A 15314-nucleotide genomic window follows, 5' to 3' on the forward strand; every position below is an offset into this window, starting at 1 on the left:
ATTATAACCCCGGATAAAATAGAGCGGGTCATTAGCTCAGTTGGTAGAGCAGTGGACTTTTAATCCATTGGTCGATGGTTCGAGTCCATCATGACCCACCACTCCTAAGCTTCATTAGTTCTTAATTATTCCTTCGCAAATCTGTCATTGCGCGTTTTCATCGCGTATAATTCTCGCCTATCAAGCAATGTAGACAATGTGGTTTTGTTATGAGTCTCGCTGAACATATCATGCCGGAAGATTACATCTTTCCACCTAAGCCAGCGCCATTATCTGTAACTGAAAAAGCAGAATACAAAGCGCGGATTAAAACGTTATTAAAAGAGAAAAATGCGGTATTAGTTGCGCATTATTACACCGATCCAGAAATTCAAGCTTTAGCTGAAGAAACTGGTGGCTGTGTTGCCGACTCTCTTGAAATGGCTCGTTTTGGTGCAAAACACAGTGCCGATATTATTATCGTCGCGGGTGTACGTTTTATGGGTGAAACGGCCAAAATCCTCACGCCGGAAAAAACCATCGTAATGCCAACATTACAGGCTACTTGTTCGTTGGACGTGGGTTGTCCAATTGATGAGTTTTCTGCATTTTGTGACCAACATCCAGAGCGTAAAGTCGTGGTGTATGCTAATACCTCAGCGGCGGTTAAAGCCCGCGCAGATTGGATTGTGACCTCGTCTTGTGCGCTTGAGATTGTTGAGCATTTAGATGCTGAGGGTGAGAAGATCATTTGGGGTCCGGATAAGCATTTAGGTGCTTATATTCAAAAGAAAACTGGCGCAGATATGATCATGTGGAACGGTGCTTGTATCGTACATGATGAATTTAAAACCAAAGCCCTCAAAGATATGAAAGCGCTGCATCCTGATGCGGCAGTATTAGTGCACCCAGAGTCTCCAGCAGAAATCGTTGATTTGGCAGATGCAGTTGGCTCAACCAGTCAATTGATTAAAGCTGCACAAACCTTGCCTAATCAAAAATTCATCGTGGCAACCGACCGTGGCATTTTCTACAAAATGCAACAGCTGTGCCCTGAGAAAGAGTTTTTCGAAGCGCCAACAGCAGGTGAAGGTGCAACCTGTAAAAGCTGTGCGCATTGCCCGTGGATGGCAATGAACGGCTTAAAAGCGATTGAAGAAGCGCTACTGAGCCCACAAGGCCGTGAAGTGTTTGTTGATATGAACTTGCGCGAAGGTGCGTTACGTTCGTTAAATCGTATGTTGGATTTTTCTGCCAGCATTAAGCGTTAATTTGGTTTGCCTAGAATCTAGGCAAACGCAAGCAAATTGCAAAAAAGCGCTTGCTAAAGTGCGTGGCTTTTCATAGTATTAGCCCCGCATTTATGCACCGCGGAGAGATGGCTGAGCGGTTGAAGGCGCACGACTGGAACTCGTGTGTAGGCTAACCCCTACCGAGGGTTCGAATCCCTCTCTCTCCGCCATTTTCTACTATTATCCTCTTAGCACGTCTATCGCTGCTTTCCTGAGTTCAAATCTTAAATCCATTCCGGCTTAGTTACGGTTTTTCGGTGGCAATGACTTAAGCGGTTGGTCTATTTTTTCTTGGTCATAAAGCTGCTTAAACACGCCGCTGACTTTTGCCTGTTCTATTGCTTCAGCCAAGCGTTTAGCAAGCTCTGGATGGGCGGTGTGTTTAGATACGCCAATGTGAACCAATTGCGCGTCAGTAAATTGCGCGGGCAGCTGTACCAGTTGGAATTGATTCTTATCAGGTTGAGCGTCAAGTAAGGTGGCAGATACGACAGTGGGCGATAAGATTGCATCTATGCGTTTTTTGCGTAGCATCAGCAAAGCGTTTTCCAAGCTTTGCATATGTAGCTCACCATTAGTTGGATTGTTGGCAAGTACCGCTTCGATTTGAGCGGTATAACGGTGGCCGCGAATTGTGGCTATATTCAAGCTTTGCAGTTGTTTTGCGGTGCTAATGTCGCGGAGGTCATCGGCAAGCATGATCAATGACTCTGGATATCGCTCCGCCATAACAATAAAGTCGAGAAATTCAGCTCGTTCAGGCTTATAAAGTAAATTCGTCATCACATCCGCTTCACCGCTGCGCAATAATTCAAAACAGCGCGAAGGAGGCGTAGGCGGCGACATCTTAAGGTCGACACCAATTTGCTCGCTCAGATACAACATTAGATTGACGCTTGGTCCAACAGCTTGATGGTACTCATCTATAAACTCATGAAAGCCTTTAAAGTTATCTAAACACCAAGACAATACAGGTTTAGCCGCCACAGATTGTAGCGGTTGAGTCAAACTTAAAGCTGAAAAGAAAAACAAATACAAATGTTTAGACATATCTAGTGTTACAAAATAATAACATGGACACTCTAAAGCAATGTACTTTGATTTACTAGGGGTGTTAGATAGTGATTGTTGCCATTGCGACAGAAGCAAGTTTTTTGGCGATAAAAAACGGGCGCTAGGCGCCCGTCATAAAAATACTACACCGTATTTTAGTTACGTTGGTTAACAGCTTTTACTTGTTTGGTTTGTTCAGCAAGCTCTTTTAAACCTAACTTCTCGTAGCTTTTTTCCATAATATCAAGTGCCTGTGGTAGGTAGCTGCTTTGCGAGTAATGCTCAACTACATATTTACCTCGGTTAGCGGCAGCAAGGTAGGCTTCACGCTCGTAATAATATTCAGCCACTTTGAGTTCATAACGTGCCATACGGTTTAATAACCATACCACACGCTTTTTCGCTTCCGGTACGTAATTACTGTTAGGGAAACGTTTGATCAGCGTGGAAAGATCCTGAAATGCAACCCGAGTGCGGTTGGCATCGCGGTCTGCACGGTCAACACCAAAATATTCCTGAAAGGCGTTTTTATCGGCTTTGATGTTGACTAAACCACGCATGTAATACATGTAGTCGAGATCTTTGTGGTTAGGGTTTAAACGAATAAAACGGTCGATAGTGGCAAGCGCTTGTTCTGTATTGCCTGATTGATAATGTGCATAGACCAAATCTAGCTGCACTTGACGTGAATAAGGCCCAAATGGAAAGCGTGAATCGAGCGCGGTTAGCAATTCAATGGCGCGGGCATACAAGCCTGAATCTAAAGTTTGTTTGGCATCTTCATATAGGGCTTGCGCAGATTTATTCGGTACTCGTTCAATGTCTTGTTGCTCTGGGGCCGAAGAACAGGCCGCCAAACCTAAAACTGATACGCTGAATACAACTGCAAAAGCGCGTTTCCCTAATTTCTTTATCATTTTATTTGTTACCTTCGTTGTCTTCGGCTAGGCCAAGTCGGTAAAACCGAGTAAACTATGCGTTTAAGAGCGATTCTAACCCAGTCGAGCACAGCTTGCACTGGTAAATTGGGTAAAGTTATAGAATGTCAGAACAAATTTCACTTCAGGCTGAGGTTCCGCTTGAGCTAGGTGGTAAACGTCTAGACCAAATATTGGCGCAATTGTTCCCTGATTATTCGCGTTCGCGGATAAAAACTTGGATCCTTGATGATAAAGTAACCATAGACGGCGTAATTTTAAACATTCCACGCGAAAAACTGCTTGGCGGTGAAATGGTGGCGATTGAAACTGAGATTGAAGCACCACGCGAATACGAAGCTCAGCACATCACGTTAAATATTGTTTATGAAGATGACCATATTCTAGTGATCAACAAGCCTGCGGATCTAGTTGTGCATCCGGGTGCGGGTAATCCAAATGGTACGGTGCTCAATGCGCTGCTTCACCATTGCCCAGAGATAGCCAATGTGCCGCGTGCGGGGATTGTGCATCGTTTGGATAAAGACACCACAGGTTTGATGGTGGTCGCAAAAACCATTCAAGCGCAAACCCACTTAGTGAAAAATCTGCAAGCGCGTGACAACTTTACCCGTGAATACGAAGCGATTTGCAACGGTACTATGACCGCCGGTGGCAAAATTGAAAAGCCCATCGGTCGCCATTCGACCAAGCGCACCCACATGGCGGTACACGAAATGGGTAAGCCTGCGGTGACGCATTTCCGTGTGGCGGAAAAATTCCGTGCCCATACGCGTTTGCGTTTGCGTTTGGAAACGGGACGTACTCACCAAATTCGTGTGCACATGGCATACTTAAACCACCCGTTAATTGGTGACCAACTTTATGGTGGCCGTCCGCGTCCGCCGCGTAATGCAACGCCTGAATTATTTGCGCAGTTACGCGACTTTAAACGTCAAGCGCTACATGCGGTGAGACTGCGTATTGCTCACCCAATTACGGGTGAAATGATGAGTTGGGAAGCACCTATTCCTGAGGATATGGTCGCGCTCACTGAAGCGTTACGTGAAGACACCAAAGCTAACCCGGATTATTCACTGTAATGTTAATAGCAGCGAATTGGCCTATTCAAGCCCAAGTCGGGGCACTTTCAAGTACCCGCTTGCTTCGAGGCTATTCGCTGCCGCCCTACGATAGTTTTAATGTTGCAGAGCACGTTGGTGATGAACCGCAACATGTTGCGGCTAATCGTCACTTGTTAGCGCAATATCTGCCCAATCCGCCTGTTTGGCTTGAACAAGTGCATGGTTCTGATGTTATTGCGGTGAGTTCAGCGTCGCAGCGCCAGCAAGTTGAGCAAGCCGACGCGCTTTATACCCAGTTACGTGGTCAACCGCTCGCGATAATGACAGCGGATTGTTTACCTATTTTGCTTTGCAGTGCCGATGGTGCTGAAGTTGCCGCTATTCATGGTGGTTGGCGACCTTTGGCTGGCGGGATCGTAGCTAAAACTGTCGCCCATTTTAGTGCGCCAAGTAGTCAAATTTATGCTTGGCTTGGTCCTGCTATTGGTCCTGACGCATTTGAGGTTGGCGCTGAAGTTAAAGCGGCATTTTGTGCGCTTGACCCAAATATGGACGGCGCGTTCAAAAAGCATCCAGAGCAAGAAAACAAATACTTTGCCGATATTTTTCTATTGGCTCAGTTACAACTCCAAACCGCAGGCGTTTCGGCCATCTATAGTGACGAGCTGTGTACAGTCAGCAATCCCAGTCAATTTTACTCTTATCGTCGTGAGGGTCGTACCGGTCGCATGGTAACCCTGATCTGGCGCAAATAATCCACAGAAAATTTTGCCCTCCTTACTTGAAGCTGTCCATACTAAGACCCATTAACAGGTTAGGATAAGTATTTAAGTAGGTAACATCCATGAGAATTGACCGATTTACCAGTAAGTTCCAACAAGCCTTGTCGGACGCTCAATCATTAGCGCTGGGTCGCGACCACCAGTTTATTGAACCTGTACATCTAATGTATGCACTGTTACAGCAAACCGGCTCAAGTGTACGCGCACTGCTGGCGCAAGCGGGCATTAGTGCAGACGAGCTGAACACTAAAGTGTCTCAAGCGATTGAGAAATTGTTTAAAGTGCAAGGCTATGGCGGTGATGTTCAACTGTCTAACCAGTTAATTTCATTGATTAATCTGTGCGACAAATACGCCCAAAAACGTAAAGACAAATATATTTCTAGCGAACTATTTGTCTTTGCTGCGTGTGAAGACAAAGGCCCGCTTGGGGATATTTTCCGCGCCTTAAATATTACGCAAGATAAAATCGATAAAGCCATTAATGCCTTGCGTGGTGGGCAAAAGGTGGATGACCCCAATGCCGAAGAGACCCGTCAAGCATTAGAGAAGTTTACGGTTGACTTAACCGAGCGCGCTATCCAAGGTAAATTAGATCCGGTAATTGGCCGTGATGACGAAATTCGCCGTACTATTCAAGTATTACAGCGCCGTACCAAAAATAACCCAGTGTTAATTGGTGAGCCGGGCGTTGGTAAAACCGCCATTGTTGAAGGCCTTGCACAACGTATCGTGAATGGTGAAGTGCCAGAAGGGCTGAAAAACAAACGCGTACTGTCGTTGGATTTAGGCGCGCTCGTGGCGGGTGCCAAGTACCGCGGCGAGTTTGAAGAGCGTTTGAAGTCTGTACTCAATGAATTAGCCAAAGAAGAAGGCCAAGTGATCCTCTTCATTGATGAAATTCATACTATGGTAGGCGCGGGTAAAACCGATGGCGCGATGGATGCGGGCAATATGTTAAAGCCTGCGTTGGCGCGCGGTGAATTACACTGTGTGGGCGCGACTACGCTTGATGAATATCGCCAGTATATTGAAAAAGATGCTGCGCTTGAACGCCGCTTCCAGAAGGTGTTTGTCAGTGAACCGACTGTGGAAGACACCATAGCTATTTTACGTGGTTTAAAAGAGCGCTATGAGTTACACCACTCGGTGCAAATTACCGACCCTGCGATTGTGGCCGCGGCGCATTTATCGCACCGTTATATCAGTGACCGTCAGCTGCCAGATAAAGCCATTGATTTGATTGACGAAGCAGGTTCCTCTATTCGGTTGCAAATTGACTCTAAACCCGAGCCACTTGATAAGCTAGAACGCCGTATTATCCAGTTAAAATTGGAAGATAATGCGCTGGCGAAAGAAAAAGACGATGCTAGCCGCAAACGCCGCGACGAAATGCAAACTTTGATCAATGAGCTTGAAGCAGAATATCGCGAATTAGATGAAGTGTGGACCGCAGAAAAAGCCTCGTTGCAAGGTACACAAACTATCAAAGCTGAGCTTGAGCAAGCACGACTCGACTTAGATGTGGCAAGACGTGCCAGCGATTTACAGCGCATGTCTGAGCTGCAATACGGTCGCATTCCAGAACTTGAACGTAAACTTGACCTTGCATCGCAAGCTGAAATGCAAGAAATGAGCTTGCTGCGCAACCAAGTGACTGAAGATGAAATTGCAGAGATTTTATCGCGCTGGACCGGAATTCCAGTGGCAAAAATGTTGCAAGGCGAGCGTGAAAAGCTACTACAAATGGAAGATGAGCTGCATAAAAAGGTCATTGGCCAGCACGAAGCCGTAGTGGCGGTTGCGAATGCCATCCGCCGTTCACGTGCAGGTCTTGCCGACCCAAATCGACCGATTGGCTCATTCTTGTTTTTAGGCCCAACTGGGGTGGGTAAAACTGAGCTCACCAAAGCCTTAGCAAACTTTATGTTTGATACCGAAGATGCCATGGTGCGCATTGATATGTCGGAGTTTATGGAGAAGCACTCGGTAGCACGTTTAGTGGGTGCCCCCCCTGGCTATGTGGGCTATGAAGAAGGAGGCTACCTCACCGAAGCGGTGCGTCGCCGTCCGTATTCTGTAGTATTGCTGGATGAAGTCGAGAAAGCCCATCCTGATGTTTTCAATATCCTTTTGCAGGTATTAGATGACGGGCGTTTAACGGATGGCCAAGGTCGTACGGTTGATTTTAAAAATACCGTGATCATAATGACCTCAAACTTAGGCTCTGACATTATTCAGGAGCAAGCGGGTAACAATGACTACGCCACACTGAAAGAAAAGGTCATGATGGTATTGGCAACGCAATTCCGCCCAGAGTTTATTAACCGCATTGATGAAACTGTGGTGTTCCATCCTTTGGTTAATGAACATATCAAAGAAATTGCTGCCATTCAGCTAAAACGTTTGCATAAACGTTTGCACGAGAAGGGCTATCGTTTTGAACTTAGCGAAGCGGCATTAGATAAAATCGCAGCGAACGGATTTGACCCAGTCTTTGGGGCACGGCCGTTAAAACGTGCTGTACAACAATATGTTGAAAACCCGCTTGCGCAACGTTTATTAGCAGGGGATTTTATCCCAGGCGACACCATTAAGGTTGAAGTGGTAGACGATAAAATTGCTTTTAGTAAGTAACAGCAAACGTTACAAGGGCTCACACTTCGAGCCCTTGTTCTTTTTATACTACTTAAAGGTAAGTACCAGACCGCGAATTTTTTCGGCAGACTCAACCAATTGCGCCGCGTCTTTGGCAACACCATAAGAAAGCGTTAGGTTAGCATCGCTGTAATCGCGGATATTATTGATGTTACCGTTGATGTCACTGCTCACCACTTGTTGCTGTTCGGCAGCAGCAGAGATCTCTTGCGCCGCTTGGGCAATGTCACTGATCTCACGGAAAATCGCTTCAAGATTTTGTTGGCTAGCAAGACTGCTTTGCGCACAGCTATCTGCGCGCTGTTTAGTACTTTGCATCACTTCAGACCAACGATAGAGAGTATCTTGAATTTCCTTAACTGAGTTGTGGATATGCATAGTGGCACTTTGAGTACGAGAGGAAAGCGCGCGCACTTCATCGGCAACGACCGCAAAACCGCGGCCGTGTTCACCGGCCCGAGCGGCTTCAATGGCGGCATTGAGAGCCAGTAAGTTAGTTTGCTCTGCAATCCCTTCAATCTCACTCATCACTTGGCCGATTTTGTCAGCTTCTGCGGCCAAGGTATTGGCGGTTTTAGCGGCTTCGTCTACTTGCCCTGCTAAAGTTGTTACCATATTGGTGTTGTCTACCATACTTTTACGAATGGTTTGGCAGCTATCTTGCGTAGAGTTGACTTTATCGGCGGTGTGCGCGGTGTTTTCTGATATCTCACCTATGGTGGCGCTCATTTGCGCCATAGCGGTGGCCATTTCTTGTAAACGGCGACTTTGTGCTTCGATACCTTTTTCAGTTTGCGTACTTTGTTTGTCTAAATTGATGGCTATCTCTTTAAATGTGCCCGTAGCATCTTTAATCCGGCCTAACACAGTGCGCAGTTTGGCCGAGAGCATAGCAATATTATATTCAGCAATACTAAAGGGGTGTGTACCGCAATACACGTAACGCGATACTGAATCAAATTGGCGTTGTTGCTCAGCTAGTTTTGCTGGCGTGTCGATTAGCTCGTCATAATTAAACACATAGACCGCAACTAACAACGCGACATTGATTAAGGCTAATTGCCAACCGCCGAGCCAAGTAGACAGCGCCAATAACATGAGTAATGAAACAACACTTAAGCTAGTGCGTAGCACACGTTTTTCACGCCATGAAGATAACGATTTACCAGCGTTAATTTTTTCATAGGCGCTAGCGGCTCGACGCTTAAGTTCATCGCTGGGTTTAACGCGGACCGATTGATAACCAACCAATTGCCCACGCTCAAAAATAGGTGTAACAAACGCATCGACCCAATAATAACGGCCATCTTTACAGCGGTTTTTCACCACGCCTCGCCATGAATGGCCTTGCTTAAGTTTATCCCACAACTCTTTAAAAGCAGCTTTAGGCATATCTGGATGGCGGACGATATTGTGATTTTTACCCACCAACTCTTCTTTACTAAAGCCAGACACTTTACAGAATGCGTCGTTGGCGTAAGTGGTGATACCGCGAAGATCTGTGGTCGAAACCAGTTCATAATCGTTAGGATAGGAGACTTCCTGATCTATGATATTTGCCCCACGACGCATATAAATCCTTAAAGTTGTTGAAATAACTGTGTTAGATTATACCTATACCTAGTTCTGTCATAAAGTCTATCTATGTCTAGTTTAGCGCATACTTATGGGATCTACCGTTTCGGTGGACCTTCGGTAATTTGCTCACACTCTTCGCCATTAGCGCCGCTCGCGGCTGGCCAACTAAGATTACAAGTGCTGTCGGCTGGCATTAATCCCATTGATTTAAAAACCCGCGCAGGGCTAGGCTTTGTTGCGGCCAGTAAAGCACCGGAAGCGTTTTTGCCGCTGGGTTATGATGTCTATGGTGAAGTCATAGCGGCGAGCGATGAGCTCAGTGCATTAGTTGGCCAGCATGCGTTTGGCATGGTGGGGTTTGCGAAGCAGCCTGGTGCCTATAGCGATTTTTTAACGGTCGCGCGCGACGAAGTAATTTGTTTGCCTGCCATGAATGGCGATGTGGCTTTGGGCGGTCTTAGCTTAGCAGGATTAACGGCATTACAGGCGCTGGCCCTTATTCCAACTCAACTTCCGTTGTATATTAATGCGGCTACAGGCGGAGTAGGTCACCTTGCGGTGCAACTTGCAGTGTTGCAAGGTCGCGAAGTCATTGCATTGACCACAAAATTGGATGACGCTTGGCTTGCCAATACTCAGCAACGCTTAGCGTTTAAAGTGATGAGTTATGATTACTTTTTTGCCACGCGACGCGGCGGCGCACTACTTGACTTAATTGGTCTCGAAATGGGCGCACGCTGCGTGTTAAACATGAATGAAGGGGCGGTAGTGGTGACAGTACCGACGATTTCGGCGGCGGATATCACACTGCAAGCCAAAGCACAGCATATTCAGTGTGTCGGTGTGGTCGTTAAACCTGACTTAGCACAATTGGCTGCGATTTATGACTATGTAGAGGCACAGCAGTTACAGTTGCGGGTTGCTAAATCATTTCCACTTGATGAAGTGGCTGCGGCTCATGAATGGATGGAACACACTACCTATAGTGGTAAGGTGCTGTTAATCGCTAAAAACTAATTGTCGGGGCACTTGTTTCTGGCTAACTTTGCCCCCATTGAGAAGCCACTGGCTTGCAGGCTCGAGGATAAATTTTTGATAACAACAACGCTAAGCGAAGCGCTCCAAGCGCTGAACGCACCTCAGTTTAAAGGTGCATTGGCAGGCATAAAACGCGGTATCGAGCGGGAAGCCCTCAGGATCAACCATAACGGACGTCTAGCCCAAACAGGCCATCCAGAAGGGGCTGGGCATGCATTAACGCATCCGCATATCACCACAGATTATTCCGAGTCCTTGCTCGAATTTATTACCCCAGTCAGTGAAAACGCAGAGGAAACCTTAGCGCAACTGAGCGATTTACAAAAGTTCACTTTAGCCCAGATGCAAGGTGAGCGGTTGTGGCCGATGAGCATGCCCTGTTTTATTGAATCGCAAGACGATATCGCCTTGGCACAATTTGGCAGCTCGAATATTGGCCGCATGAAAACCTTATACCGCCAAGGTTTGAAAAGCCGCTATGGCAGCATGATGCAGGCCATTGCTGGGGTGCATTTCAACATGTCGTTTTCTGACAAGCTCTGGCAAGCGCTTTATCAGTTAGATAATCAGCAAGGTGAGCTACAAAGCTTTATTTCTGAGCGTTACTTAGGGCTTATTCGTAATTTTAAACGCGAGCTTTGGTTAATAAGCTATTTGTTTGGTGCATCACCTGCGCTTTGCCACTCGTTCTTACAAGGGCGGCAAACTAATTTACCATTTAAGCACTTAGGCAAAGGTACTCTATACCTTGAGCAAGGCACCGCATTACGTTTGGGTAATTTAGGCTATACCAATAGTGCCCAGTCGAGCTTGCGCGTGACTTATAACTCGTTATGCGATTATGTGAAGGGATTACAAACAGCTATACGTAGCCCGTCGGATATCTATGCTGATATTCCAGATTATCGAGCGTCGCAACCTCTACAACTTAACAGCAATATTTTGCAAATTGAAAACGAGTTTTACTCGCCCATTCGACCAAAGCGTAACACCAAAAAAGGCGAAACGCCTACGCAGGCTTTAGCTCGTGGTGGTATCGAATATATTGAAGTACGGGCGCTGGATGTGAACCCGTTCACCGCAACCGGCATTAGCCTTGAACAGATTTACTTCTTAGATGTGTTCTTAACTTACTGTTTATTAAAAGCTTCCCCAGAAATGAGTTGGGATGCGCAGCAATGGTCACAGTCGAACCTGCAAAAAGTCGTCAACGAAGGGCGTGATCCACAATTGATGCTTACTCGCTGTGGTGGGCAGCCAGTGGCAATGCGCGACTGGGCAACACAAATTTTTGTTGATTTAACAATCGTTGCTGAGGCGCTTGATGCAGCGTATGGCAGCACAGTTTACGGCGAAACCATTGCTACAATGGCAAAGTGGGTCGCACAACCTGAGCTAACTTACTCTGGGCGCTTGGTGGCGAAATTAGTGACCGAGCAAAGTGATAGCGGTACATTGGCACTGCGTTTAGCTGAGCAATATGCTTTACAGCATCACAATGATGATTATAAAGTGTATAACGAACAGGGTCTTAAGGAATGGGCGCAGCAGTCTTTTGCTAAGGCCAAAGAGATTGAAGCCAGTGATACGGTGTCATTCACTGAGTTCCTTACGGAGTATTTTGCCAAAGCTTAGGCAAAAAAAAGCGCAGCCATATTGGCTGCGCAAAATAACTTTCAGGGATGAAACAATGCTAAACTGCTGCATTCAATAAGTATGACTATCCGCAATAGAGAAAGTTCATTGAGGAATGCAAAAAAATGAAAAAAAATTTCCTACTGCTCCCCATTTTGGCATTAATGACCGCCTGCGCCACCGCACCTCCTCAGCAACCTGATGATATTTGTAAGATTTTTGAAGAAAAGCCCGACTGGTACGACGACGCAAAAGATGCGCAAGATAAGTGGGGCTCCCCAAAACATGTGTTAATGAGCATGATGTATCAGGAAAGCTCCTTTAAACATGATGCAACACCACCGATGGATTATTTTTTATGGGTGATCCCGATTGGCCGAGTAAGCTCTGCTTACGGTTACTCGCAAGCGAAAACTCCAACTTGGAGTGATTATATGCGTGAAACAGGCAACTCAGGGGCTGATCGTGATGACTTTGACGACGCTATCGATTTTATGGCTTGGTTTGTATATAAAACAAATAAAATCAATGGCGTTTCTAAATGGGATGCGTACGCGCAATACCTCAATTACCACGAAGGGTGGGGTGGGTACCGCAGAGGCAGTTACAAGAGCAAACAATGGCTGATTGGCGTTGCGAATAAAGTGAAACATCGTGCTAGCCGCTATAGTGCTCAGCTAAAACGGTGCGAAAAAGACCTCAATAAAAGCTGGCTAGATAAGTTGTTTTTTTAATCAAATCATCATTCCTTTAAATCGTCAGATTTGGTAAACGGGCTCAAACCAAATCTGACGCTCGTTCTAAATTTACTGAGACCTCTGTTGTGGGCAGGCGATTCCCAGCTATCCCTATATTGGAACAAGTAACCAGCTTCAGTTATTGACCCCAATGATTAAAAGTAATAACAACGAATCGCTTAAGGTCGATACCCCCACTCATTGTAAGCCTACATCAGGAATGTAGAGTTGCCGAAGAGTGCCAACACCGCCGCCATAAAGCAAAAAGCGGAATTCAATTCCGCTTTTCAATTCCGCATTTTTACTGCTTGGCTTGATTAACTGGCTGTGCGCTGCAAGGGGTGAATGCGCACGAGTTTAATCATATTCTCTTTGACTTCCAATACTTCGATTGGGTAGCCAGCGATACGTAAGCTGAGGCTGGCATCGGGAATATCCTCAAGGCATTCGACAATTAAGCCGCTTAAGGTTTTTGGGCCATCTAGAGGGAGTTCCCAGTTCATTTCTTTATTGAGGTCGCGCACGTTGACACCACCATCAACCAACACAGTGCCATCTTCTTGCACTATGATCTCTTCACTTGGTGCTTTGGCTTGAGTAGTGGTGAAGTCGCCAACTACTTCTTCCAAAATATCTTCAAGCGTGACTAGGCCTTGAATATCGCCATATTCATCAACTACGATACCAATACGCTCTTTACTTTGCTGGAACTTCAGCAATTGTGTCGTAAGTGGTGTACCTTCGGGAATATAGTAAATTTCACGGACTGCGCGCAGTAATGAAGATTTATCAAACTGCTCTTTATTGATCATCAGTAAACGGAACGCATCACGGGCATGGATAAAACCCACGGCATCGTCAATTTGGTCACGATAAAGCAGTACGCGCGTATGTTGGGCGTGCATTAACTGTTTCGAGATATCTTTCCAGTCGTCATTCACGTCAATGGCGATGATCTCGTTACGCGGCACCATCACATCCTCAACCTTCATTTGCTCGAGGTCGAGAATTGAAGTGAGCATATTTTGGTGGTGTCTTGGTAACAAGGCGCTGGATTCACTCACTACCGTTTTAAGCTCTTCTTTGCTTAAGCTGTGTGCCTCGATTTGCTCTGGTGTAATACCAAATAAACGTAACATGCCATTAGTGATCCAACTCACGACCACAACTAGCGGGAATAGCAGTCTTAACAAGCCTTTTAAAATAATAGAACTTGGAAAGGCGACTTTTTCTGGATATAGCGCAGCTAAGGTTTTTGGCGTTACTTCAGAGAAAATCAAAATAACCAGTGTCAGTGTAAATGTGGCAACCACAATACCGGCGTCACCCAGCAAACGCATACCAATAACGGTGGCAATCGCTGAAGCACCGATGTTGACTAAGTTGTTACCAATAAGGATAAGACCAATGAGTCTGTCAGGACGGCTGAGAAGTGCATCCACCCGCTTAGCGGCTTTGTGGTCTTCTTTTACCAGATGCTTAAGTCGGTATCGGTTAATTGACATGATGCCGGTTTCTGAACCGGAAAAATATCCCGATAGTAAGATCAACACGCCAAGAATAATAAACAGGGCGCTCGTCGATATGTCGTCCAAAAGAGGAGATCCTTTTTTTACCAAAGAACCGATATTAAGCTTGAGAGCGTCGTCAGTGTCAAGTTAAAGCGTTTTAAAACTTCAATAAAATCACTTCTTGGACAAAACGGCTGCCAAAATAAGCCATTGTGACAATGCCCGACGCCACCATCACTGAGATCACCACTGGTTTACCGCGCCAGCCAAGGCGATGATGGCCAAGTGTAACGGCGCTGAAAAGTGCCCATGCGATTAACGACAACACGGTTTTATGGAGGAATTCTTTAGCAAACATGCCTTCTAAAAAAGCAAACCCTGCAGCGAGCGCTAAGGTTAATAACCCAGTTCCTACCGTTAATAACTGGTAAAGCTGTCTTTCCACTTGCATTAATGGTGGTAAATGGCTTTGCACAATGGCAATGTCACGGCGCTTTAAGCGTTTATCGATAAAGTAAAATTGCACTGCATATAAAGTCGCGATAATCAGCACGCAATAGGCAAGTAGCGACAGGGAGATATGTATCACTAAGCCAAGGTCGATATCGATACTATGAATAAGGATATGATGCGGGATAAATAAACTGCCCAACATCAAAAGCGCTGCAAAGCCATAAACAACAGGTAGCAATAGAGTCGCTGGAAACTTAAGCGATACCGCAGTCACCGAAACAACAATAAGCCAGCAAGTTAACATAGCAACGTTGACGGTACTTAAATCTTGGCCATTGACAGTAAATACTGAATTCACCAGCACCAACAAATGCGCCAAAATAGCTAGGGTGCTTAAGATCATAGTACGCTTTTGACTTGGCCCTTGCTTGTCGAATAAGCGCGACAACACGTGCCCAGTGGCGAGTCCATAAAAAATACTGGCTAGGATAGAGAGGCTTAAAATCAGCATGTTACACGGTGCCTAAATCACAGTTTCCTTTACAGGTTATTGTATTTTATGCGCACTTAAAAGCCTAGGGTTAATAAAAAGAAACT

General features: G+C 45.8%; 12 protein-coding genes and 2 tRNA genes. 9 read left to right on the plus strand and 5 right to left on the minus strand.

What is annotated here, in order from left to right; genetic code table 11:
* Positions 1-25 precede the first annotated feature (25 nt).
* The 3 genes from ACFOEE_RS16235 (at position 26) to ACFOEE_RS16245 (ending at position 1441) form a co-directional block, all read left to right on the plus strand.
* Positions 26-101, plus strand: a tRNA-Lys gene (locus ACFOEE_RS16235).
* Between the two features lie 108 nt (positions 102-209).
* Entirely contained in the window at positions 210-1250 is a 1041-nt protein-coding gene (nadA, locus tag ACFOEE_RS16240; protein WP_377126609.1) for a quinolinate synthase NadA, read from the plus strand.
* 101 nt (positions 1251-1351) lie between these two features.
* Positions 1352-1441 (plus strand) — tRNA-Ser (locus ACFOEE_RS16245).
* Positions 1442-1511: 70 nt separating this feature from the next.
* On the opposite strand, the gene ACFOEE_RS16250 is transcribed toward ACFOEE_RS16245, so the two are convergent.
* Positions 1512-2321 (minus strand): substrate-binding periplasmic protein, encoded by an 810-nt coding sequence (locus ACFOEE_RS16250; RefSeq protein ID WP_377126612.1) that lies wholly within the window; start codon positions 2319-2321, stop codon positions 1512-1514.
* A gap of 158 nt (positions 2322-2479) precedes the next feature.
* Positions 2480-3241: an outer membrane protein assembly factor BamD gene (locus tag ACFOEE_RS16255; protein ID WP_377126615.1), complete on the minus strand. Its 762-nt coding sequence runs from the start codon at positions 3239-3241 to the stop codon at positions 2480-2482.
* 125 nt (positions 3242-3366) lie between these two features.
* Between ACFOEE_RS16255 and rluD the strand changes: the two genes are divergently transcribed.
* From rluD to clpB, 3 genes are all read left to right on the plus strand, one after another.
* Positions 3367-4344, plus strand: a complete 978-nt coding sequence (gene rluD / locus ACFOEE_RS16260; protein WP_377126618.1) for a 23S rRNA pseudouridine(1911/1915/1917) synthase RluD — start codon at positions 3367-3369, stop codon at positions 4342-4344.
* Positions 4344-5081 carry a peptidoglycan editing factor PgeF gene (pgeF, locus tag ACFOEE_RS16265; protein ID WP_377126621.1) on the plus strand — a complete coding sequence of 246 codons (738 nt, stop codon included), beginning with the start codon at positions 4344-4346 and terminating at the stop codon, positions 5079-5081. The genes rluD and pgeF overlap by 1 nt, the downstream gene beginning before the upstream one ends.
* A gap of 89 nt (positions 5082-5170) precedes the next feature.
* Complete coding sequence (clpB, locus tag ACFOEE_RS16270) at positions 5171-7744, plus strand: ATP-dependent chaperone ClpB (RefSeq protein WP_377126624.1); 2574 nt, start codon at positions 5171-5173, stop codon at positions 7742-7744.
* A 48-nt stretch (positions 7745-7792) separates the two neighbouring features.
* Here the strand turns inward: clpB and ACFOEE_RS16275 are convergent, their stop codons facing one another.
* Positions 7793-9337: a methyl-accepting chemotaxis protein gene (locus ACFOEE_RS16275; RefSeq protein WP_377126627.1), complete on the minus strand. Its 1545-nt coding sequence runs from the start codon at positions 9335-9337 to the stop codon at positions 7793-7795.
* A 72-nt stretch (positions 9338-9409) separates the two neighbouring features.
* Here ACFOEE_RS16275 and ACFOEE_RS16280 point away from each other — a divergent pair, with 72 nt between their 5' ends.
* The 3 genes from ACFOEE_RS16280 to ACFOEE_RS16290 all read left to right on the plus strand — a co-directional run bounded on the left by ACFOEE_RS16280 (position 9410) and on the right by ACFOEE_RS16290 (position 12750).
* On the plus strand, positions 9410-10360 hold the full coding sequence (locus tag ACFOEE_RS16280) for a zinc-binding dehydrogenase (RefSeq protein WP_377126630.1): 951 nt from the start codon (positions 9410-9412) through the stop codon (positions 10358-10360).
* A 75-nt stretch (positions 10361-10435) separates the two neighbouring features.
* The gene (gshA, locus tag ACFOEE_RS16285) at positions 10436-12016 is read left to right on the plus strand and encodes a glutamate--cysteine ligase (protein ID WP_377126633.1); all 1581 of its coding nucleotides are present in this window, start codon (positions 10436-10438) and stop codon (positions 12014-12016) included.
* Positions 12017-12141: 125 nt separating this feature from the next.
* Positions 12142-12750 (plus strand): transglycosylase SLT domain-containing protein, encoded by a 609-nt coding sequence (locus tag ACFOEE_RS16290; RefSeq protein ID WP_377126636.1) that lies wholly within the window; start codon positions 12142-12144, stop codon positions 12748-12750.
* Between the two features lie 320 nt (positions 12751-13070).
* Here the strand turns inward: ACFOEE_RS16290 and ACFOEE_RS16295 are convergent, their stop codons facing one another.
* Together ACFOEE_RS16295 and ACFOEE_RS16300 are read right to left on the minus strand one after the other, a co-directional pair.
* Positions 13071-14348 (minus strand): HlyC/CorC family transporter, encoded by a 1278-nt coding sequence (locus ACFOEE_RS16295; protein ID WP_377126639.1) that lies wholly within the window; start codon positions 14346-14348, stop codon positions 13071-13073.
* Between the two features lie 73 nt (positions 14349-14421).
* Entirely contained in the window at positions 14422-15228 is an 807-nt protein-coding gene (locus ACFOEE_RS16300; RefSeq protein WP_377126642.1) for a cytochrome C assembly family protein, read from the minus strand.
* Positions 15229-15314: the final 86 nt, after the last annotated feature.

It is taken from the genome of Pseudoalteromonas fenneropenaei, from assembly GCF_042643375.1.
In the GTDB taxonomy this organism is placed as follows: Bacteria; Pseudomonadota; Gammaproteobacteria; order Enterobacterales; family Alteromonadaceae; genus Pseudoalteromonas; species Pseudoalteromonas fenneropenaei.